The following is a 20,208-nucleotide window of genomic DNA, read 5'->3' on the forward strand; positions in this document are numbered from 1 at the left end:
AGAAACCTGGCCTTGGAGACCTGCTTATGCGTCTGGAATCTGAGCTATCGAATCGAGTCCCCTACCAACGGACGCGGAGCCCGATATTCCCGCGCAGCGAATAGCTGTCTCCAATTTTATCCAGTCCGCTTGCGGCAGCAGCTTCGCCGAACAGGGCATATTTTTCATTACGGAAAACATAGCTGCCCCCCATGCCGATCTCTCCCCAGTTCCGGTCCGTATTGCCGGTTTTGATTTTATCGCCCGAAACAACAATCCATGGCGATTTGCCCAACAGCTCGCTATACAAATTGGCAATGCCATAAACTTTGCTGCGAACCGTATAACCCCCAGCATCCTGCCACGCATTGGCATATTCGACCGCAAGACCCGCACGCGCGGTTAAATTATTGTAAGTGTCAAACGAAACAGCAGCATTATATGGCCCGGCAATGTCGTCGAATGCCGACTGCGACCATGTGAGCTGGGCTTGCGGCGTCAATGACCATATATTGTTCAGGGTTATGCGCTGCCCTGCCTCCAGGCTCAGGGCGAAGCCATCACCTTTCGCATTTTCTACCAGAGTTTCGTTTAGTGTACTTGAGGCAAGATCGCTCCTGTTCCATGAAACGCGCGCCTGGCCGTCGAGGTAGAAGCCGCTATCGTCGAGCCAGGTAAGCGCTGTACCCAGACTATAGGAGTTCACATCGATATTGCCTGCGCCGAATGTTGATGAGATATCCGCTTTGACATGTTCATATTGCAGCCAGACACTGCCGATAAGGACGCTATCGGAAAACTCCCATAGTGGCCTGTCGATACCTGCGCGCAAGCTCCATCTGTCCGCATCATATTGATTGTCAAACGTGGAATCGTGCAATTGTACACGATTATGTGCGGCCTCAATGCGACCCCATACCAAGCCTGCATCCGTGAGAAATTCACCACGCATCGGATCGGGAGCCTCTTCCAGCCCGCCCCCTGGACCATCCCCTTGCGCTATGCTTTTGCCGCTTGCATTGTTCCAGTACCGGTTTCCAATGCGTTGCTGCATGGATGAAAGCGTATTCAGGCCCGTAACAAGTTGACTGTAACCGGCATAAAGCGGAACGCCCGGCTGGTAAATATCCTGAGAGGGTTCACAAGGCGGAACCGGTTGTCCAGGTTCCGGTAGCGGGCAGACCGTCTTGCTCACGTTATTACGCAGATACCAGTTCCCATCAGATGGATTGGACGCCTCACCCTTCTCAAGAACGTAGGAATGTGCGCCGGCTATCACGGCCGGGGTGCCTGAAGGTAGTTCATAGTCGCCGATCAGCGTAAAGTCCGCGTTGGATTGCCCGGCGATAGCGATAACCTCAATCCCCTTTTGGGTGTCGCCGCCATTCCCTTCCATATTCTGAATGACCACATGGCTTGCCCCGCTGGCATCGCCCATAATTACAAGGCGGTCAGTGGGAGAATTGTCGCCGCCCAGTGCACTTTTGATGTTGATGGTGCTGCCGCTGGCACCATGATAGTTTCCCGCCAGCGTAAGAGTTCCATATTCGGCCGTGCCTCCAGGGATGATCGCCCCCATATTGAGGACATCATTCGCAAAACCGGAACCGCTCAGAACACCATTCTCGCCGACGTTAATAGTGCCGTCCAATCTTCCCTGGAGCATGAGCGTGCCGCGATGGATTGTCGTCGTTCCATCAAACTCGTCATTCGTAGCAGTGAAAATCGCGGTTCCCGTACCGGTCAGCCGAATATTGCCGTTTCCGCCGAGCAGATTATCAACGGTGAAAATATCCGAGCGATTAAAGGTCAGCACGGCCTCATCCTCGATTAAGATTGGGCCCTGTACTTTACCGCTGCTACCGCCAATACCGACCTGAAGCGTGCCTTCATCAATCACCGTGAGGCCCTCATAAGAGTTGTCTGCGGCGAGAACCAGGAGGCCGGGGCCGTCTTTTATTAATCCTCCTTCCCCTTCAATCGACGAATAGATGATGTTGATATTGTCGTCGCTGGTGTCGATGACATTGGCGGTTTCAGCATGATCTACAAGCTTTATCGTGCGGTGCATCTCCAGAACATCGTCGGGATCGAACGCCATAAGCTGGAGTGTTCCGCCATCCAGCGTCAGAGTTCCGTCGGCGCTGCCGAGGCTCTTGTCATCCATTATTGCGAGAATGCTGTCATGGACGGTCCATGGTGTAAGGCTGTTTGTGCTGCCATGAAGTTCGAGTATGCCCTCGCCTTCTTTTATGAAGTGGGTAAAGCCTTGATATTGTCGCTGTTCGCCGATCAGGGAAGCATTGAATGTCATATCATATGCGTTATCGAAGGCGAGGCGGTTATTATTTCCCTGGGCAATAACAGTCCCGATGATCTGTGAATTATCGAATAAGCGCAGTTCGTTATTGTTTCCTTGAAGTAAAATTGCGGTTGCGGAAGCAATCCCGCCTCCGGCTGCAATCATACCTGCATTGAAGACTCGATTGTTATCGCCATTCGCGTGGATTGCGGGGGCGCCAGTCCCATTGCTCATGTCTCCGTGGAGGCCGCCTTGGATTTGCGACAGGTTCTGCACAAAGCCATCGCTTTGCAGATAGACCCCCGCTCCTCCAGATGAGGGAGCGGCAGGCCAGCCATTGTCAGCAGCGCCTCCTGCTCCACCATTTCCCCCTGTTATGGTGCCATTATTCGAGAGCGAGGAGCCCGTGGTTAAAATCACGCCCCAGCCGCCAGCCCCTCCCTGCCCCGGCAGCCCATCCTCGCCCAGACTGGCGCCTCCTGTGCCGCCATCTCCGCCTTTGATGACGCCATTATTGAGCAAGTAGCCATTATGAACATATGCGCCCGCACCGCCGCTACCGCCATTGCCTCCACCGCCGCTGGTTTGAGTAGCGATATCGTAAAAGCCTGCGCCTCCAGTCCCGCCGTTTCCGCCGCTTATGGCACCGTCAGGCTTTATGGCCACGAGAATTCTAGGGGTGAATGAACCATTCACGATCAGGCCGGTTCCTCCGCCTCCTCCCCCGCCTCCGATGGTTGTGAGCCCCACAAGCGGTCCCGCGTCACTGCCTGGACCGCCATCCTGCCCCTCGCTTATCCCTCCTAGGGTCGTCGAAGTCTGAATAAGTTCGTCATATGTACCTCCGGTCCCGCCATCGGAACCTTCTGTTCCTGTGCCGCCTTTTCCTCCTCGACCGCCGACACCCTTATTGCCCTCTTCTCCGGGTTGGCCGGCAATGCCGTCAACTGTTTTGCCTCCGTCTCCTCCTTTGCCGGCGCCCCATGGCAGGGGTGTCTGGGCATAAGCTTGGAATACCGATGGTATTATGGCCGGTGATATGAGAAGACCGGCAAAAGCAACGCCGCACAACAGAACCATTTTTGATGTCTGCATATTTTTAAATAAAAGGATTTTCATGAAATAGCCCTTGGTAAATTAAGTAAATTTAATAATAAACAGATACGCCAAGCAACTATTACAAATTAAGTGATTCTCTATCGTCACATGTAAAGTAAGTTTTGGCGAGATAAATTTTACTGTATATTACGATGTCTTGTTAATTTTAATTATATTCCTGATATTTCCGTATTATTGTTAATTTATTTGATTTGTGGAGGCTGCTTCTAGTCTAGTTGATCAACAGAAAGGGGTCGGCGCGCACATTCTTAAAATTGGTTCCAATTCGCAGAACGATGCTGTAGAACGCCTCAATGTTTGGAGCGGGCGCAAGCTCGCATGGTGGCTCCTTTAGAGAGAAAGACATGATGGCTGAAAACGCCCGCAAGGCGAGCATCGAACGTTCAACCAAGGAAACGAGCATCGCTGTTTCTGTCGACCTGAACGGCAATGGCAAATTCGACATCACCACAGGCGTCGGCTTCTTCGATCATATGCTCGAACAGCTTTCCCGCCATTCGCTCATCGATATGCGCGTGATGGCCAAGGGCGATCTTCATATCGACGATCACCACACGGTCGAGGATACCGGCATTGCGCTCGGCCAGGCCGTTGCGAAGGCGCTGGGCGAGCGTCGCGGCATCGTGCGCTATGCATCGCTTGATCTGGCCATGGACGACACGCTGACAGGCGCTGCTGTCGATGTTTCGGGCCGGCCTTTCCTGATCTGGAACGTGAATTTCTCCGCGCCCAAGATCGGAAATTTCGACACGGAACTGGTGCGCGAATTCTTTCAGGCTTTCGCCATGAATGCGGGCATCACGCTGCATATCAACAATCGCTATGGTGCGAATAACCACCATATTGCCGAAACGATCTTCAAGGCGGTGGCGCGGGTTCTGCGCGCCGCAATTGAAACCGACCCCCGCCAGAAAGATGCGATTCCCTCGACCAAGGGTTCTCTCAAGGGGTAAGCCTCAGCGAAAGGACACGTCATGGCGCAGTTCGTCGTTCTGGAACCGGCCAGCGCTGCCAGCAGGGACAGCACTGAAAATACTGTGTTCGTGCGTGACGGATTCTATGTATTGGCGCTGGTCCTTCCGGTTCTCTGGTTGCTGTTGCAACGTCTGTGGTTTGAAGCGTTTGCCGTTTTCGGCCTGACGATCCTGCTTGGACTTGCCGGCTCCATGCTTGGCATTTCCAATGCGGTTCCCCTCCTCACCCTGCTATTTTCGTTCTTCGTGGCGGTTGAAGGCGTCAACTGGAAGATTGCGAAACTCAGGCGTCAGGGGTTTACGCAAAAGGCAGTGATTGATGCGGCCAGTCTGGAAGAAGCGGAAATCCGTTATTTTCACGGGCTTGAAAACCCGGCACCGGCGGCAACGGAACCAGCGCAAACGCCTGCGCCCGGATGGGCGCAACAAGCCCCGCGTCCCACTTATTCCTCATTTGGCTCGACGATCGGATTTGTCGGCCATCGCGGAGAGAACTGAAAATGCGTGTTGCTATTATCGATTATGGCTCCGGCAATCTTCGTTCCGCCACCAAGGCGTTCGAACGCGCTGCGCATGTGCATGGCATTACCGCGCAGATCGAACTGACGGCTGACGCAGAGCGCGTGGTCAACGCCGATCGCGTGGTGCTTCCGGGCGTCGGCGCCTATGCCGATTGTCGGCGCGGCCTTGATGCGGTGCCGGGTATGGTCGATGCGCTCAATGAAGTGGTGCTGAAAAAGGCCCATCCTTTTCTGGGCATCTGCGTGGGCATGCAGCTCATGTCCGAACGCGGGCTGGAAAAGGAGATCACGCAGGGCCTTGGCTGGATTGCCGGTGACGTGCGCGAAATGAAGCCATCCGATCCCTCGCTCAAGATTCCGCAAATCGGCTGGAACCGGATTCACGTGAAACATTCGCATCCGATTTTCGACGGTATCGACACCGGCGAGAACGGCTTGCATGCCTATTTCGTGCATTCCTATATGCTCGATGCAAAACACGGCGCCGATGTACTGGCCGTTACCGATTATGGCGGCACTGTCACCGCCGCCGTCAGTCGCGACAATATGGTGGGCACGCAGTTCCATCCCGAAAAGAGCCAGGTGCTCGGCCTTTCGCTTCTTGCCAATTTTCTGAAATGGAAGCCCTGAGAATATGATACTTTTTCCCGCCATCGATTTGAAAGACGGTCAATGCGTACGCCTCAGGCTTGGCGACATGGATCAGGCTACCGTCTATAATGAAGACCCTGCAGCACAGGCAAAAGCCTTTGAGGATCAGGGCTTTGACTGGCTGCATGTGGTCGATCTCAATGGTGCTTTCGCCGGCGAGAGCGTTAATGGACAGGCTGTTGAAGCCATTTTGAAGGCCACAAAAAATCCGGTGCAGCTTGGCGGGGGAATCCGCACCCTCGACCATATAGAAAGCTGGCTTAGCAAAGGATTGCGGCGCGTCATTCTGGGTACGGTTGCCGTGCGCGATCCGGCTCTGGTGATCGAAGCCTGCAAGGCATTTCCGGATCAGATCGCTGTCGGCATTGACGCGAAGGGCGGCAAGGTCGCGGTGGAAGGCTGGGCGGAAGCATCCGAGCTTGGCGTGATCGAGCTTGCGCAGAAATTCGAGGGCGCAGGCGTTGCCGCCATCATCTATACCGATATCGACCGCGACGGCATTCTGGCGGGTATCAACTGGGAATCGACGCTGGCGCTTGCCAATGCGGTTTCGATTCCGGTGATCGCATCGGGCGGTCTGGCCTCGATGGATGATATAAGACGCCTCGCCGCTCCCGATGCACACAAGCTGGAAGGCGCGATTTCCGGTCGCGCACTTTATGATGGCCGCATCGACCCGGCGCAAGCGCTGGCTATTTTAGGAACCGCAGCATGAGCCTGAAAGCAAGAATTATTCCGTGCCTCGACGTCAAGGATGGGCGTAACCGCCTGCCCGCCGCGAACAGTCCGGCGCAGGCCGGACCGCGAGGACAGGCAAAACTGAAAACCGACACGGAACGGGGGCAGCTATGTTGAAAGCGAGAATTATTCCGTGCCTCGACGTTAAGGATGGTCGAGTCGTCAAGGGCGTTAATTTCGTTGACCTGATCGATGCCGGCGATCCGGTAGAAGCCGCGCGCGCCTATGATGCGGCAGGTGCCGATGAGCTTTGCTTCCTCGACATCACCGCCTCATCCGACAATCGCGAGACAATTTTTGACGTGGTGGCACGCACGGCGGAACAATGTTTCATGCCGCTCACCGTGGGCGGCGGCGTCCGTGCAGTGGCCGATATTCGCAAGCTGCTTCTGGCCGGTGCCGACAAGGTTTCGATCAACACGGCTGCGGTGACCAATCCTGAATTCGTCGCGGAAGCCGCTGACAAGTTCGGCAATCAATGTATTGTCGTCGCAATCGACGCCAAGAAGGTTTCAGGCGAAGGCGAGGCCGACCGCTGGGAGATTTTTACCCATGGCGGCCGTCAGACCACCGGCCTCGATGCGGTTGAATTCGCTCAGAAAGTGGTTGATCTGGGAGCCGGTGAAATTCTGCTGACCTCGATGGATCGCGACGGCACCAAGGCGGGTTACGATGTGGCGCTCACGCGGGCGGTGGCCGACAGCGTGCGCGTTCCGGTGATCGCTTCAGGCGGCGTGGGCACGCTTGATCATCTGGTGGCGGGCATTCGTGACGGCCATGCATCGGCAGTGCTGGCCGCGTCGATTTTCCATTTTGGCACCTATACGATTGATGAGGCCAAGCGCTATATGGCCGAAGCCGGTATCCCCATGCGACTCGATCCGGTCCGTTGATGCATGCAGATTACGCAAGGAACCCCGATGAGTCAGTTCACGCTTGCCGACCTTGAGCGCATTGTGGCCGACCGCGCCAGCGCAACAGATGGCTCGTCCTATACGGCGAGCCTTGTCGCGAAAGGCCAGACCAAGGCGGCCCAGAAGCTGGGCGAGGAAGCCGTGGAAACGGTGATCGCCGCTGTTTCCGGCGACCGCGCCGGGGTGGTTTCCGAAAGCGCCGATCTGCTCTATCATCTGCTTGTGGTCTGGAAGATCGCTGGCGTGCCTCTTGATGATGTTCTGGAAGAACTGCGCCGCCGCACGACGCAGACCGGCCTTGAGGAAAAGGCCGGACGCCCGAAGGGCTAGGCGGTTACGTATGTGGGAAAAAGTCGATCAGCTCACCCCATCGCGTTATTCGCCTTATCGCTTCTTTTCCGCACAGGAATGGTCGGGTTTTCGCGCGGATACGCCGCTCACGCTCAGTTCCGATGAGGTCAAGCGGCTGCGCTCGCTTGGTGACCCCATCGATCTGGACGAAGTGCGGCGCATTTATCTGTCGCTGTCGCGGCTTTTGTCGGCGCATGTCGAAGCAAGCCAGTTGCTGTTTCACCAGCGCAAGCAGTTCCTCAATATGGAGGACAGTTTCAAGACGCCCTTCATCATCGGCATAGCCGGTTCGGTGGCGGTGGGGAAATCCACCACGGCGCGCGTCCTCAAGGAACTGCTGGCGCGCTGGCCTTCAAGCCCGAAGGTCGATCTGGTGACGACGGACGGCTTTCTATATCCCAACGCGTTCTTGCGCGAGCAGAACCTGATGGAGCGCAAGGGCTTTCCTGAAAGCTATGATGTCGGCTCGGTTTTGCGCTTTCTATCGGCGATCAAGGCCGGCATGAGCCAGGTGCGCGCGCCGCTCTATTCGCATTTAAGCTATGATGTGCTGCCCGGCGAATATCAGATCGTCGACAAGCCCGACATCCTGATTTTCGAGGGCATCAATGTGCTTCAGGTGCGCGATCTGCCCGAAGACGGCAAGATGGTGCCCTTCGTCTCGGATTTCTTCGATTTCTCGATCTATATCGATGCGGAACCGGATCAGATCCATAAATGGTATATTGACCGCTTCATGCGGCTGCGCGAGACCGCCTTCCGCAATCCTGAATCCTTCTTTCACCGCTATTCGCAGCTCTCCGAGGGTGCCGCACGCTCGATTGGCGAAGGTCTGTGGCAGAATATCAATCTGAGGAACCTGCGCGAGAATATCCTGCCGACGCGTCCGCGCGCCGATCTGATCCTGCGCAAGGGCAGTGATCATCTGATCGAAGAAGTGGCCCTAAGAAAAATATAGAAAGAAAAGGCCGCCTGCTTGCGCATAGCGGCCCTTCTTCTTTGGCAAATCAGCTTTCCAGCGGCGGGATACGCAGGACCTGACCCGGATAGATTTTATCGGGATGGGTGAGCATCGGCTTGTTGGCCTCGAAGATGATATTATTTTTCGCGCCCTTGCCCTTGCCATATTGGGCTTCGGCAATTTTCCACAGATTGTCGCCCTTCTTGACCGTATAGAAGACCGGTTCGCTGCCGGTTGCGGCGCCTTCCACTTTCAGTTCGGAAGCTTCCACCTTGGAAACGCCGAGCGAATTGCCGACGGCGATGATGGCTTTTTCAAAGGCCGACTGATCCTTCACATTGCCTTTCAGGACAGCCTTGTCGCCCTCGACACTGACTTCGACGCCATCGGTGCCCAGATGATGTGAATCGAGTTCTTTCTTGAGGTCGTCGGCTTTGGGCTCGTCTTCACCGAAACCGAGTTTGGTGCCGACCGACTTTACGAAATCGAAAATTCCCATTGGGCGTATCTCCCTGTTGTTGCAAACCTACTATTGCATTGAATGAAACATTAGGCGCTTTGCGCCAGAAACAAGTGGTAAATACAGTAATCACAACGCGGTGACGATATTTCGGTTTCTTGTTTCAGTCAAACGAGACCTTGCCGCGCCCCTTTTTGATTTCTGAACGACCCGATTTGGCTTTCAGGCGTCGCTCGACCGATCCCTTGGTGGGTCTGGTTTTCTTGCGCGGCGGCGGTGGCGGCTCCGCGGCCTTGGCGATCAGCGCGATAAGCTTTTCGCGCGCATCCTCGCGATTGCGCTCCTGCGTGCGAAAGCGATTGGCCTCCAGCAGAATATCACCCTCTTTGGTGGCTTTCTGACCGGCCAGCTTGAAAAGCCGTGAGAGCACCTCTTCCGGCAGACCGGAGCGCCCGGCCCGAAAACGCAATTGAACCGCGGTCGACACCTTGTTGACATTCTGCCCGCCGGGACCGGATGAGCGGATGAAGCTCTCCTCCAGATCATCCTCGCGGATGGTCAGGCGCCGGGTGATGCGGATGATGTTGCGGCTTTCTTCCATGCGACAATACATATAGATTTTCAGCCGATTGGACAAAAGAAAACCCGGCCTTTCGACCGGGCTTCCCCTCCTCCTCAGGATGAGCTTTTTATTCGGCGGCGATATGGATCATCGGTGCCGCGTCCTTCACATCATGATCGACATGGCTTTCAAACTTCTCGAAATTGCTCACGAACATATCAACCAGCTTTCCAGCCTGCGCGTCATAGGCTTTCTTGTCGGCCCAGGTCGAACGCGGATCGAGAATGGCGCTGTCGACGCCCGGAACCGCGACCGGAACGGCGAAGCCGAAATTCGGATCTGTGCGGAACTGGGCATCCTTGAGCGAGCCGTCGAGTGCCGCCGCCAGAAGCGCGCGCGTGGCCTTGATGGGCATACGCGAGCCGGTGCCGTAAGCGCCGCCGGTCCATCCGGTATTGACCAGCCAGCAATCAACCTTGTGTTCGGCGATAAGCTTACGCAGCAGATTGCCATATTCGGATGGGTGGCGCGGCATGAATGGAGCGCCAAAGCAGGTCGAGAAGGTGGCTTCCGGCTCGGTCACGCCCTTTTCGGTACCCGCGACCTTGGCTGTGTAGCCCGACAGGAAGTGATACATGGCTTGCGCTGGCGTCAGTCTGGCGATGGGCGGCATCACGCCGAAAGCATCGGCGGTGAGCATGATGATGTTCTTTGGCTGGCCGCCCTTTCCCGTTTTCGAAGCATTGGGGATGAAATTGAGCGGATAGGCGCAGCGGGTGTTTTCGGTCAGCGATCCGTCATTGAAATCGGGCTGGCGGTTTTCATCGAGCACGACATTTTCCAGCACCGTGCCGAAACGCTGCGTGGTCGCATGGATTTCAGGTTCCGCTTCCGCCGAAAGACGGATGGTCTTGGCATAGCAGCCGCCTTCGAAGTTGAACACGCCATGTTCACCCCATCCGTGCTCGTCATCGCCGATCAGCGTGCGCCTGGGATCGGCGGAAAGCGTGGTTTTGCCGGTGCCTGAAAGGCCGAAGAACACGGCGGTATCGCCATTCGGGCCTTCATTGGCTGAGCAATGCATCGGCATCACGCCCTTGGCAGGCAGCAGGTAGTTGAGGGCGGTGAAGACGGATTTCTTCATTTCCCCGGCATAGGACGTGCCACCGATGAGCACGATCTTGCGGGTGAGATCGACCGCGATCACCGTTTCGCTGCGCACGCCATAACGCTCCGGATCGGCCCTGAATGACGGCAGATCGATGACAGTCATCTCCGGCACATAAGCTGCAAGTGCCGCTTCTTCCGGGCGAATCAGAAGATTGCGGATGAACAGGGAATGCCAGGCATATTCGGTAATCACGCGGGCATTGAGCTTGTTGTCCTCATCCGCGCCGCCAACCAGATCCTGAACGAAAAGCTCTTTGCCCTTCGCATGCTCGATGAAGTCGGCGTGAAGCAGATCGAAAGCCTGCCCGGACATGGGCTTGTTATTGTCCCACCAGACATGATCCTCGGTATTCGCATCGCGCACGACGAATTTGTCTTTCGGCGAACGGCCCGTGTGCAGGCCGGTGCGCGCCACGAGCGCGCCCTGTGCAGAAATCTCGGCTTCGCCACGGCGGATGGTTTCCTCGTAAAGCTTCGCCGGACCGAAGTTATAAAAGACTGCGGAGAGATCCTTCAGCCCTGAAGTCGCGATGGAAGCGGCAGTATTGTGAATGCCGATCTCTTTCATGGTGTCTCCGCCATTAGATTGAATAACACATACCCCGAATTCTTTTGAATGCGAGGATGGCAGTCAGAAACAGATTAAATAAATCAAATCAAATATTTAATCGATTTAAAAAAGTTGAAATATTTTTAAATCGTTTAATTTCGCGTTTACTGCGGGTAGGTTGACGCCTTTGCACCCTGAAGTTGCATTAACCAATCTTTGCGATTCGTGGAGGCGGTTTCAGCGAACTTATCGCGCCGCCACATTTTGTACCTAATTTGTACTGCAAAAGCGGGTTCCTTATAATAGTATGGGCGCGAACAGGCGTTCGATGATCTTGCAGCTGCAAATTCGCGGCGGCTAATACAGGAGAAGGTCCGCATGAAGGAAGCTTCGGCAACGCAGACGATTGCGCTGGTCGACGATGACCGCAACATTCTGACCTCCGTTTCCATCGCTCTGGAGTCGGAAGGCTATCGCGTGGAAACTTATACGGACGGGGCGTCTGCGCTGGACGGCCTGACGGCGCGTCCGCCCAATCTTGCGATCTTCGATATCAAGATGCCACGGATGGATGGCATGGAGCTTCTGCGCCGCCTGCGCCAGAAATCCGACCTGCCCGTCATCTTCCTCACTTCCAAGGATGACGAGATTGATGAGCTTTTCGGCCTCAAGATGGGTGCCGACGATTTCATCACCAAGCCGTTTTCGCAGCGCCTTTTGGTGGAGCGCGTCAAGGCGGTCCTGCGCCGCGTCGCGGCGCGTGACGCTACGGTGAAGCCTTCGGGCCAGCCGGCCAAATCGCTTGAACGCGGCCAGCTTGTCATGGATCAGGAGCGCCACACCTGCACCTGGAAGGGTGAGCCGGTGACGCTTACAGTGACTGAGTTCCTCATTCTGCATTCGTTGGCGCAGCGCCCCGGTGTGGTAAAAAGCCGTGACGCGTTGATGGATGCGGCCTATGATGAGCAGGTCTATGTGGATGATCGTACCATTGACAGCCACATCAAGCGCCTGCGCAAGAAGTTCAAGTCGGTTGATGACAGCTTCGAGATGATCGAAACGCTTTATGGCGTCGGCTATCGCTTCCGCGAAGCTTGAGGCACGGGCACATGACACACTGAATGGCGACGGCCCCTCATGGGGGTAAAACAAGGGCAAGACCGAAGCGACATGGTCGCAGAGACCCGAAAAGACGGCCTGGCAGGCATGAGGGAACGCAGGGCGCGGCGGCAACGTTCGCTCTTTCTGCGCCGCCTTCTTGCACCTTTCAGCCGCTTTTTCGGGCAATACCTGTTTTCCAGCCTGACGCGGCGCATTCTGTTTCTCAATCTCGCGGCGCTGGCGGTGCTGGTTTCCGGCATTCTCTATATGAACCAGTTCCGCGCCGGGCTGATCGACGCCAAGATCGAAAGTCTGCTGACGCAGGGCAAGATCATCGCGGCGGCGATTTCCTCATCGGCCACCGTCGACACCAATTCGCTGCTGATCGACCCTGAAAAGCTTCTGGAGCTTCAGGCGGGGCAAAGCATTACCCCCTCGCCCGATTCGCCGGACAATTGGGAATTTCCGATCAACCCCGAAAAAGTCTCGCCGCTGCTACGCCAGTTGATCTCGCCCACGAGCACGCGCGCGCGCATCTACGATCATTACGCTAACCTGTTGCTTGATTCGCGCTCGCTCTATGCGCCTGCTTTCGCTTCCGGCGGGCCGGTCTTTCGCTATGACCTGCCTGCGATCGAAGAGGATACGCCGGGCTTGTGGGAACGCTTCACCAACTGGTTCTCGCGCCTGTTTTATGGCGGTGGCCTGCCGCTTTATCAGGAGCAGCCCGGCGGCAACGGCCTTGCCTATCAGGAAATCGTCCGGGCCTTGAGCGGCTCGCCGCAGACTGCGCAGCGGCGCAATCAGCAGGGCGAACTCGTCGTTTCGGTGGCTGTACCCATCCAGCGCTCGCGTGCCATTCTCGGTGTATTGCTGCTTTCCACCGAAGGCGATGATATCGACAATATCGTGCGGGGCGAGCGCATGGCCATCTTCCGGGTGTTCGGAGTAGTGGCGGCAGTGATGGTGATCCTCTCGCTGTTTCTGGCTTCCACCATCGCCAATCCGCTGCGCAAGCTTGCCGCTGCCGCCGACCGCGTCCGGTTGGGCGGCGTCAAGAGCCGCGTGGAAATTCCGGATTTCTCCGAGCGTCAAGACGAGGTCGGGCATCTTTCCACCTCGATTCGCGACATGACCAATGCACTTTATACCCGTATCGAAGCCATTGAGAGTTTCGCTGCCGATGTCAGCCATGAGTTGAAAAATCCGCTCACCTCGCTGCGCAGCGCGGTGGAAACCCTGCCGCTCGCAAAGTCCGACGATTCGCGCAAGCGCCTGCTCGATGTCATCCAGCATGACGTGCGCCGCCTCGACCGGCTGATTACCGATATTTCCGACGCTTCGCGTCTTGATGCAGAACTGGCGCGCGAACATCTCGACCGCGTCGATATGAAAAAACTGCTCACCAGCCTGGTCAATGCCGCCCGCGAGGTGCGCCGCAACAAGGTGGGTACAGAGATCGTCTTCAATACCGGCAAGACACCGGCGGGCAAGAAGGGTTTCTTCGTGGCCGGTCACGATCTGCGTCTTGGTCAGGTCGTCAGCAATCTCATTGAAAACGCTCGTTCTTTCGTACCCGACGATACCGGGCGCATCGTTGTTACGTTAAGCGGCGAAGGCAGTCGGCTACATATTCTGGTCGAGGATAACGGGCCTGGCATTCCGATCGAGAATATTGAGCGTATTTTCGAGCGTTTCTATACCGACCGCCCGGCAGCGGAGGCTTTCGGCCAGAATTCCGGCCTCGGACTTTCCATCAGCCGCCAGATCATCGAGGCGCATGGCGGAACGCTGAGCGCTGAAAACATTATCGATCCGGCCGCCCCCGACACGGTAAAGGGCGCGCGCTTTATCGTTGATCTTCCGGCCAGCGCATGATGGCTTGTCCTGTCTTGCCCCCGGTATTGATATGACGCCGGAAGAAGAAAAAAGCGGCCTTCACGCCACCACGCTGCAATTGTGCGGGCGCGGTGTCATGGTGATGGGCAAGTCGGGTGCAGGAAAAACCGAGCTGGCCCTGACATTGATCGAGCGCGCCAAAGCTCGGGGCGAGCAAGCGCTCCTTGTCGCCGATGACCGCACATTGCTGCATGTGGAGGCTGGCCGTCTGGTCGCCAGTGTTCCCGCGACGCTTGCCGGCGGGGTGGAAATTCGCGGCGCGGGACTTTTCATGATCGATTATGTGGAAGAGACGCTTCTTGATCTCGTCGTCATGCTTGTCGATTATGATCATGCTGAACGCTATCCAGGCGGCGAAAAATGGCGTTTCGAGGGCATTGAAATTCCCCGCCTCCTACTACCAGCCTTGTCGGAGAGCGGCGATTCCAATGCGCTTTCGCGTGCGATTGAGGCGATATTGTTCCACAGACCATGGCCGGAGAAAGCCGATTGAACCCGTAGAAAGGCATGATATTGCCAATCCTTTCTGAAAACTGTGCTGAACCATGCGGCATTTTGCTTTTTTGAAGGCAGCGCCGGAATTTTTCACTTGCTATCAAGATTTGCCCTGCCAAGATGCACAACTCGCCGGCTTGGTTCCGGCAGGTTTTCAGTGCCATCTGCTTTCAGGCGGGATGATGCGGCGGGCGCGCGACAGGAGCTTTTAAAGTATGATCGGACTCGTGCTTGTTACGCACGGAAGGCTGGCCGAAGAGTTTCTTCATGCTGTCGAGCATGTGGTTGGCCCGCAGGATAAATTCGAGACCGTTTGTATCGGGGCAGAAGACGATATGGAGCAGCGTCGGCGCGATATCGTCGATGCAGTCGCACGGGCCGAAGGTGGCAAAGGCGTGATTATCCTGACCGATATGTTCGGCGGAACGCCGTCCAATCTGGCTATTTCTGTGATGAAGGAAGGCGAGATTGAAGTCATTGCAGGTGTTAATCTGCCGATGCTCATCAAGCTTTCCAGCGTCCGGATCGGCAGCGATATAAAGGCGGCGCTGCGCGAGGCGCAGGACGCGGGGCGCAAATATATCAATGTTGCAAGCCAGGTTCTGACGGGAAAATAGCCTATGCATTCCAGCGTTCCCGTCACTGGCGAATACGAGCCTGCAACCGCCCTCTCGCGTTCTTTCGAAATCATCAACAAGCGCGGCCTGCATGCCCGCGCTTCGGCGAAATTCGTGCAACTCGTGGACAGTTACAACGCCCATGTCCGCGTCAGCAAAGACGGCATGACGGTCGGCGGCACCTCCATCATGGGATTGATGATGCTCGCTGCCTCGCCCGGCTGTTGCATTGATGTCAGCGCATCGGGGGAAGATGCGGATGCCGTGCTCGATGCGCTTGAGGCGTTGATCGCCGACAGGTTCGGCGAGGAAGCCTGAAGAATTCGGCAATCAATTGATATGAACGTATAAACATTTCTTTATGTTGCGTTGTGCTGGCCACTGCGATCTGCTAATCAAAACGCCAGCCGAAGCCCTCCCCTCCCTTCATTCCATTTCGGGCTTCAAAATCAATTTGATTGGAGCACATGATGACCGCAAGCCAGGATTTTGTCGTCAAGGATCTCGGTCTGGCCGACTGGGGCCGCAAGGAACTCGATATTGCAGAAACCGAAATGCCGGGCCTGATGGCCGCGCGCGAGGAATTCGGCAAATCGCAGCCGCTCAAGGGCGCGCGCATTTCCGGCTCGCTGCACATGACCATCCAGACTGGCGTGCTGATCGAGACGCTAAAAGTTCTGGGCGCGGATGTTCGCTGGGCGTCCTGCAACATCTTCTCGACTCAGGACCATGCCGCAGCCGCCATTGCCGCAACCGGTACGCCGGTTTTCGCCATCAAGGGCGAAACGCTTGAGGAATACTGGACCTATACCGACCAGATATTCCAGTGGCCGGATGGCGAACCGTCCAACATGATCCTCGACGATGGCGGCGACGCCACCATGTATATCCTGATTGGCGCGCGCGCTGAAGCGGGCGAGGACGTACTGTCCAACCCTGGTTCCGAGGAAGAAGAAGTCCTGTTCGCGCAGATCAGGAAGCGCATGGCGGCGACGCCCGGCTTTTTCACCCGGCAGCGCGAGGCCATCAAGGGCGTGACCGAAGAAACCACGACTGGCGTCAACCGCCTGTATCAGTTGCAGAAAAAGGGCCTGCTGCCCTTCCCGGCCATCAATGTCAATGACAGCGTCACCAAGTCGAAATTCGACAATAAATATGGCTGCAAGGAATCACTGGTCGATGGCATCCGCCGCGGCACCGATGTGATGATGGCAGGCAAGGTCGCCGTGGTCTGCGGCTATGGCGATGTCGGCAAGGGTTCGGCGCAGTCGCTGGCCGGTGCCGGCGCGCGCGTGAAGGTGACGGAAGTCGATCCGATCTGCGCGCTTCAGGCGGCGATGGACGGTTTTGAGGTCGTCACGCTCGATGATGCCGCTGCCAACGCCGATATCGTGATTACGACCACCGGCAACAAGGACGTCATCACCATCGATCATATGCGCAAGATGAAGGATATGTGCATCGTCGGCAATATCGGCCATTTCGACAATGAAATTCAGGTCGCGACGCTGCGCAATCTCAAATGGACCAATGTGAAGCCGCAGGTCGATCTCATCGAGTTTCCGGACGGCAAGCGGCTGATACTGCTTTCGGAAGGCCGCCTGCTCAATCTTGGCAATGCGACCGGCCACCCAAGCTTCGTCATGTCGGCATCTTTCACCAATCAGGTACTGGCGCAGATCGAGCTGTACACGCGCAGGGATGCCTACCAGAACGAGGTCTATGTGCTGCCCAAGCATCTCGATGAAAAGGTGGCGCGTCTGCACCTCGACAAGCTTGGCGCGAAGCTGACCGTGCTTTCCGACGAGCAGGCCGCCTATATTGGCGTCACTCCACAGGGGCCGTTCAAGCCGGAACACTACAGGTATTAACCATAGGTTAAGCATTCCACTACATGTTGAGGCCGGATGGTTGACAAACCATCCGGCCTTTATTTTTGCGCAAGAGACGCTTCACGCGGATTCACGGGAAGGGTATTGTGAAGACGAATCAAGAGCATTCCCGGTGAAAGCGTATGGCGGTTTTGCCTTCGGGGATGCGGGGAAACAATGTGTTCTGTCGGGTGCTTGCGTTGGGCGTCTTTTGCCGGTCTGGTGAAGGGCGATTGGCGCATTCATCCCTGAAACAAACATGTTGTGGCTCATTGCGTATCGTGGCGGTGCGTGAGAGCCGAAATATCGAAGTCTTTGGAAATGCGGCTGCATGTCCTGCGGGAATGCAGCCGGGGCGGTGGAGAAAAGGGAAACATGCCAGAGGTCGGCTCATTGGAGCATGATCCCGAAAAGTGGGAACCCGTTTTCGGAGCGAAATCATGCGTGCTCGAAAAGCCGCAACGCAAGAACTCTTGCGTTGCGAGAAGCTTGCTTCCCAATGTTCTCAAAACAGCCGTTTCTTTGAGCGCATTGGTCGCTGCGGCTCCTGCTTTTGCGCAAACCGCTGACGATTCGGCGCGCATCGCCCTTCCCTTTGGCGGTAGCGTCGGAGCTTTCGAAGTCATCCAGTTTTCCATTTTTGTCGGCGCACTGGGCGCAGCTCTCCTTTCGGCGGGATGGCTTATTCGTGACCGTTCGAAAATATCTAATGAAAACAATAAGTTGCATGGTAAACTCCTCGATCTGAATCTGACGGCACAACGCAACGAAGCGCTGCTCAATCTCAAGGACCAGCGCATTGTCGTCTGGGATGCGCATGGCGCGCGCGCCGATCTGGTCGGACAATTGCCGTTTGACAGTGGTGCGCCGCAGGACCGTTCGCATTTTCTGGCTTTCGGCCGCTGGCTGCGCCCGCAATCCGTCATTGAGCTTGAGCGCGCGATTACCGCGCTGCGCGAGCAGGCGCGCGCATTCGACATGACGGTGGAAACGGTCAATGGTGCACTTCTCGATGTGCATGGACGCACATCGGGCAGCTTCGCTATCGCCCGTTTTCTAAGCCTTGAGGGCGTGCGCGCCGAGCGTGCGGCGCTTCAGGCGCAGAACCGCGAACTCTCTGAAAAGCTTGCCTTGCTGCGCCATCTGCTTGACCGGCTCGATCAGCCTGCATGGGTGCGCGACGGCAATGGGCGGATCGATTGGGTCAATGGCGCCTATGCCCGCGCGGTCGATGCCGTGGACGGCACGCAGGCCGTAGCTGAAGGCCGCGAGCTTTTCGGTGCGCAGGCACGCCAGCGCCTGGAGCGCAACCGCTTTGCCGAACCTGACCTGCATGAGCAATTGCCGACAGTCGTGCGCGGCGACCGCCGCGTTTTCGACGTAACCGATGTAAGTGCAGAAGCAGGTTCCGCCGGGCTTGGTTTCGATCTTAGCGAAGTGGAGCAGATGCGCGAGGAACTCAGCCGCACGCTCAAAAGCCATGCGGAAACGCTGGATCAGCTTTCCACGGCGGTTGCGATCTTCGATCCTGAAATGAAACTGCAGTTCTTCAATCAGGCTTTCGTCTCGCTCTGGTCGCTGGATACAGCCTGGCTGGAAACGCAGCCCAGCAATACGCTGTTTTTTGACCGCTTGCGCTCTGAGGGCAAGCTGCCGGAGCAGCCGGAATGGCGCAAGTGGAAGGATTCCATGCTTTCCGCCTATCGCGCCGTCGAACCGCAGGAACATATGTGGCACCTGCCCGATACCCGCATCATGCGGGCGGTCGCCAATCCGCATCCGCAGGGTGGCGTGACGTGGTTCTTCGAGAACATGACTGAGAAATTCGAGCTTGAGGGCCGCTACAATACGCTCATCAAGGTTCAGGGAGAAACGCTCGATCACCTGGTCGAGGCTGTGGCCGTGTTTGGCTCCGATGGCCGTCTGCGCCTTTCCAATCCGTCCTTTGCTGCCCTATGGTCGCTGCCCGCCCTTGTCGCTGTGGAAGGCACGCATATTTCCATTATCGCCAAGCTTTGCCGCGAACGCGGCGGCGATGGCCTCTGGGATGATTTTGTTTCCTCCGTCACTGGCTTTCTCGATGAGCGTAAAGGCCATATGGGGCAGGCGGAGCTGGATGACGGCATCATCCTCTCCTATGCCGTGGTGCCGCTGCCCAAGGGGCAGACCATGCTCACCTTCATTGATGTGACCGATACGGTCCGCGTCGAACGGGCGCTCAAGGAAAAGAATGAAGCGCTTTCGCTTGCCGACCAGATCAAGAACGATTTTGTGCAGCATGTCTCCTACGAGCTGCGCTCGCCGCTGACCAATATCATCGGCTTTACGGAACTGCTGCAAACCCCTGCCTTTGGCTCGCTCAATGAACGCCAGCTTGAATATCTCGACCATATCGGCACGTCGTCATCGGTGCTTCTGGCCATCGTCAACGATATTCTCGATCTGGCGACGGTGGATGCGGGCATTATGCAGCTCGATATCGATGAGGTATCTATTGCTGACGAAGTCGATGCCGCCGCTAAGCGCGTCAGTGAGCGCTTTCACGAGCACGATATTTCTCTCCATATCGATATTGCCGACGATATCGAGGTCTTCAAGGCCGATGCCAACCGGGTGCGGCAGGTTCTGTTCAACCTGCTTTCCAATGCCGCCAATTATGCGCCGGAAGGCTCGACGGTCGCGTTGCAAGTCGTGCGCGACGGTTCGGATATCGTCTTTGCGGTCCGTGACGAAGGGCCGGGCATGCCGACCGATGTGCTCGATACGGTGTTCAAGCGCTTTCAGGCCTATCCCAATGGTGGCCGCAAGCGCGGTGTCGGGCTTGGTCTCTCCATCGTAAAAAGCTTTGTAGAACTGCATGGCGGCAAGGTCGTGATCGAAACCGGCCCCGAAGCCGGGCTAAAAACCGGCACGATGGTGATTTGTCGCTTTCCATCCGAAGCGCGCAGCTTCCGCGCCGCCGCCGAATAGGAT

19 protein-coding genes are annotated in these 20,208 nt (G+C 56.5%); 15 read left to right on the top strand and 4 right to left on the bottom strand.

Translation table 11 applies throughout. The annotated features are described in order from the left end of the window. Window positions 1-61: 61 nt before the first annotated feature. On the bottom strand, window positions 62-3,400 hold the full coding sequence (locus tag KUG47_RS00870; RefSeq protein WP_217676081.1) for an autotransporter family protein: 3,339 nt from the start codon (window positions 3,398-3,400) through the stop codon (window positions 62-64). Between the two features lie 344 nt (window positions 3,401-3,744). On the opposite strand from KUG47_RS00870, the gene hisB reads away from it, so the two are divergent. The 8 genes from hisB to coaA are packed head-to-tail and all read left to right on the top strand — an operon-like array spanning window position 3,745 to window position 8,507. Next, window positions 3,745-4,353: an imidazoleglycerol-phosphate dehydratase HisB gene (gene hisB / locus KUG47_RS00875; protein ID WP_217676082.1), complete on the top strand. Its 609-nt coding sequence runs from the start codon at window positions 3,745-3,747 to the stop codon at window positions 4,351-4,353. A gap of 21 nt (window positions 4,354-4,374) precedes the next feature. Next, entirely contained in the window at window positions 4,375-4,872 is a 498-nt protein-coding gene (locus tag KUG47_RS00880) for a DUF2628 domain-containing protein (protein WP_217676083.1), read from the top strand. A 2-nt stretch (window positions 4,873-4,874) separates the two neighbouring features. Beyond that, window positions 4,875-5,525, top strand: a complete 651-nt coding sequence (hisH, locus tag KUG47_RS00885; protein WP_217676084.1) for an imidazole glycerol phosphate synthase subunit HisH — start codon at window positions 4,875-4,877, stop codon at window positions 5,523-5,525. A 4-nt stretch (window positions 5,526-5,529) separates the two neighbouring features. Continuing rightward, window positions 5,530-6,261 (top strand): 1-(5-phosphoribosyl)-5-[(5-phosphoribosylamino)methylideneamino]imidazole-4-carboxamide isomerase, encoded by a 732-nt coding sequence (gene hisA / locus KUG47_RS00890; protein ID WP_217676085.1) that lies wholly within the window; start codon window positions 5,530-5,532, stop codon window positions 6,259-6,261. Next, entirely contained in the window at window positions 6,258-6,401 is a 144-nt protein-coding gene (locus tag KUG47_RS00895; protein ID WP_217676086.1) for a hypothetical protein, read from the top strand. Before hisA ends, KUG47_RS00895 begins: the two co-directional genes overlap by 4 nt. Next, window positions 6,395-7,177, top strand: coding sequence for an imidazole glycerol phosphate synthase subunit HisF (hisF, locus tag KUG47_RS00900; protein ID WP_217676087.1), 783 nt, complete (start codon window positions 6,395-6,397; stop codon window positions 7,175-7,177). The genes KUG47_RS00895 and hisF overlap by 7 nt, the downstream gene beginning before the upstream one ends. Window positions 7,178-7,204: 27 nt before the next feature. After that, window positions 7,205-7,528 (top strand): phosphoribosyl-ATP diphosphatase, encoded by a 324-nt coding sequence (locus tag KUG47_RS00905; protein WP_217676088.1) that lies wholly within the window; start codon window positions 7,205-7,207, stop codon window positions 7,526-7,528. Between the two features lie 10 nt (window positions 7,529-7,538). Continuing rightward, window positions 7,539-8,507: a type I pantothenate kinase gene (gene coaA, locus KUG47_RS00910; protein WP_217676089.1), complete on the top strand. Its 969-nt coding sequence runs from the start codon at window positions 7,539-7,541 to the stop codon at window positions 8,505-8,507. A gap of 49 nt (window positions 8,508-8,556) precedes the next feature. On the opposite strand, the gene lysM is transcribed toward coaA, so the two are convergent. The 3 genes from lysM to KUG47_RS00925 form a co-directional block, all read right to left on the bottom strand. Further along, window positions 8,557-9,009: a peptidoglycan-binding protein LysM gene (gene lysM / locus KUG47_RS00915; protein WP_217676090.1), complete on the bottom strand. Its 453-nt coding sequence runs from the start codon at window positions 9,007-9,009 to the stop codon at window positions 8,557-8,559. 124 nt (window positions 9,010-9,133) lie between these two features. Next, window positions 9,134-9,571, bottom strand: coding sequence for an alternative ribosome rescue aminoacyl-tRNA hydrolase ArfB (arfB, locus tag KUG47_RS00920; RefSeq protein WP_422718055.1), 438 nt, complete (start codon window positions 9,569-9,571; stop codon window positions 9,134-9,136). Window positions 9,572-9,659: 88 nt separating this feature from the next. Continuing rightward, window positions 9,660-11,270, bottom strand: a complete 1,611-nt coding sequence (locus tag KUG47_RS00925; RefSeq protein WP_217676092.1) for a phosphoenolpyruvate carboxykinase — start codon at window positions 11,268-11,270, stop codon at window positions 9,660-9,662. Window positions 11,271-11,630: 360 nt separating this feature from the next. Here KUG47_RS00925 and KUG47_RS00930 point away from each other — a divergent pair, with 360 nt between their 5' ends. From KUG47_RS00930 to KUG47_RS00960, 7 genes are all read left to right on the top strand, one after another. Continuing rightward, a complete protein-coding gene (locus KUG47_RS00930; protein WP_217676093.1) occupies window positions 11,631-12,350 on the top strand; it encodes a response regulator transcription factor in 720 nt (239 codons plus the stop codon). 72 nt (window positions 12,351-12,422) lie between these two features. Further along, the gene (locus KUG47_RS00935) at window positions 12,423-14,231 is read left to right on the top strand and encodes a stimulus-sensing domain-containing protein (protein ID WP_217676094.1); all 1,809 of its coding nucleotides are present in this window, start codon (window positions 12,423-12,425) and stop codon (window positions 14,229-14,231) included. Between the two features lie 31 nt (window positions 14,232-14,262). Next, entirely contained in the window at window positions 14,263-14,745 is a 483-nt protein-coding gene (locus KUG47_RS00940; protein ID WP_217676930.1) for an HPr kinase/phosphatase C-terminal domain-containing protein, read from the top strand. Between the two features lie 217 nt (window positions 14,746-14,962). Continuing rightward, window positions 14,963-15,364 (top strand): PTS sugar transporter subunit IIA, encoded by a 402-nt coding sequence (locus KUG47_RS00945; RefSeq protein WP_217676095.1) that lies wholly within the window; start codon window positions 14,963-14,965, stop codon window positions 15,362-15,364. A gap of 3 nt (window positions 15,365-15,367) precedes the next feature. Continuing rightward, window positions 15,368-15,682 (top strand): HPr family phosphocarrier protein, encoded by a 315-nt coding sequence (locus KUG47_RS00950; RefSeq protein WP_217676096.1) that lies wholly within the window; start codon window positions 15,368-15,370, stop codon window positions 15,680-15,682. Between the two features lie 152 nt (window positions 15,683-15,834). Then, complete coding sequence (gene ahcY / locus KUG47_RS00955; RefSeq protein ID WP_217676931.1) at window positions 15,835-17,235, top strand: adenosylhomocysteinase; 1,401 nt, start codon at window positions 15,835-15,837, stop codon at window positions 17,233-17,235. Between the two features lie 375 nt (window positions 17,236-17,610). Then, window positions 17,611-20,205 carry a sensor histidine kinase gene (locus KUG47_RS00960; RefSeq protein ID WP_217676097.1) on the top strand — a complete coding sequence of 865 codons (2,595 nt, stop codon included), beginning with the start codon at window positions 17,611-17,613 and terminating at the stop codon, window positions 20,203-20,205. Window positions 20,206-20,208 lie beyond the last annotated feature (3 nt).

Origin of the sequence: Falsochrobactrum tianjinense (assembly GCF_019100495.1) — a bacterium.
In the GTDB taxonomy this organism is placed as follows: domain Bacteria; phylum Pseudomonadota; class Alphaproteobacteria; order Rhizobiales; family Rhizobiaceae; genus Brucella; species Brucella tianjinense.

Bases quoted from the DNA above. Each gene is read 5' to 3' on its own strand.
- KUG47_RS00870 (WP_217676081.1), bottom strand. From the start codon at position 3,400: ATGAAAATCCTTTTATTTAAAAATATGCAGACATCAAAAATGGTTCTG.
- hisB (WP_217676082.1), top strand. From the start codon at position 3,745: ATGATGGCTGAAAACGCCCGCAAGGCGAGCATCGAACGTTCAACCAAG.
- KUG47_RS00880 (WP_217676083.1), top strand. From the start codon at position 4,375: ATGGCGCAGTTCGTCGTTCTGGAACCGGCCAGCGCTGCCAGCAGGGAC.
- hisH (WP_217676084.1), top strand. From the start codon at position 4,875: ATGCGTGTTGCTATTATCGATTATGGCTCCGGCAATCTTCGTTCCGCC.
- hisA (WP_217676085.1), top strand. From the start codon at position 5,530: ATGATACTTTTTCCCGCCATCGATTTGAAAGACGGTCAATGCGTACGC.
- KUG47_RS00895 (WP_217676086.1), top strand. From the start codon at position 6,258: ATGAGCCTGAAAGCAAGAATTATTCCGTGCCTCGACGTCAAGGATGGG.
- hisF (WP_217676087.1), top strand. From the start codon at position 6,395: ATGTTGAAAGCGAGAATTATTCCGTGCCTCGACGTTAAGGATGGTCGA.
- KUG47_RS00905 (WP_217676088.1), top strand. From the start codon at position 7,205: ATGAGTCAGTTCACGCTTGCCGACCTTGAGCGCATTGTGGCCGACCGC.
- coaA (WP_217676089.1), top strand. From the start codon at position 7,539: ATGTGGGAAAAAGTCGATCAGCTCACCCCATCGCGTTATTCGCCTTAT.
- lysM (WP_217676090.1), bottom strand. From the start codon at position 9,009: ATGGGAATTTTCGATTTCGTAAAGTCGGTCGGCACCAAACTCGGTTTC.
- arfB (WP_422718055.1), bottom strand. From the start codon at position 9,571: ATGGAAGAAAGCCGCAACATCATCCGCATCACCCGGCGCCTGACCATC.
- KUG47_RS00925 (WP_217676092.1), bottom strand. From the start codon at position 11,270: ATGAAAGAGATCGGCATTCACAATACTGCCGCTTCCATCGCGACTTCA.
- KUG47_RS00930 (WP_217676093.1), top strand. From the start codon at position 11,631: ATGAAGGAAGCTTCGGCAACGCAGACGATTGCGCTGGTCGACGATGAC.
- KUG47_RS00935 (WP_217676094.1), top strand. From the start codon at position 12,423: ATGGTCGCAGAGACCCGAAAAGACGGCCTGGCAGGCATGAGGGAACGC.
- KUG47_RS00940 (WP_217676930.1), top strand. From the start codon at position 14,263: ATGACGCCGGAAGAAGAAAAAAGCGGCCTTCACGCCACCACGCTGCAA.
- KUG47_RS00945 (WP_217676095.1), top strand. From the start codon at position 14,963: ATGATCGGACTCGTGCTTGTTACGCACGGAAGGCTGGCCGAAGAGTTT.
- KUG47_RS00950 (WP_217676096.1), top strand. From the start codon at position 15,368: ATGCATTCCAGCGTTCCCGTCACTGGCGAATACGAGCCTGCAACCGCC.
- ahcY (WP_217676931.1), top strand. From the start codon at position 15,835: ATGACCGCAAGCCAGGATTTTGTCGTCAAGGATCTCGGTCTGGCCGAC.
- KUG47_RS00960 (WP_217676097.1), top strand. From the start codon at position 17,611: ATGCCAGAGGTCGGCTCATTGGAGCATGATCCCGAAAAGTGGGAACCC.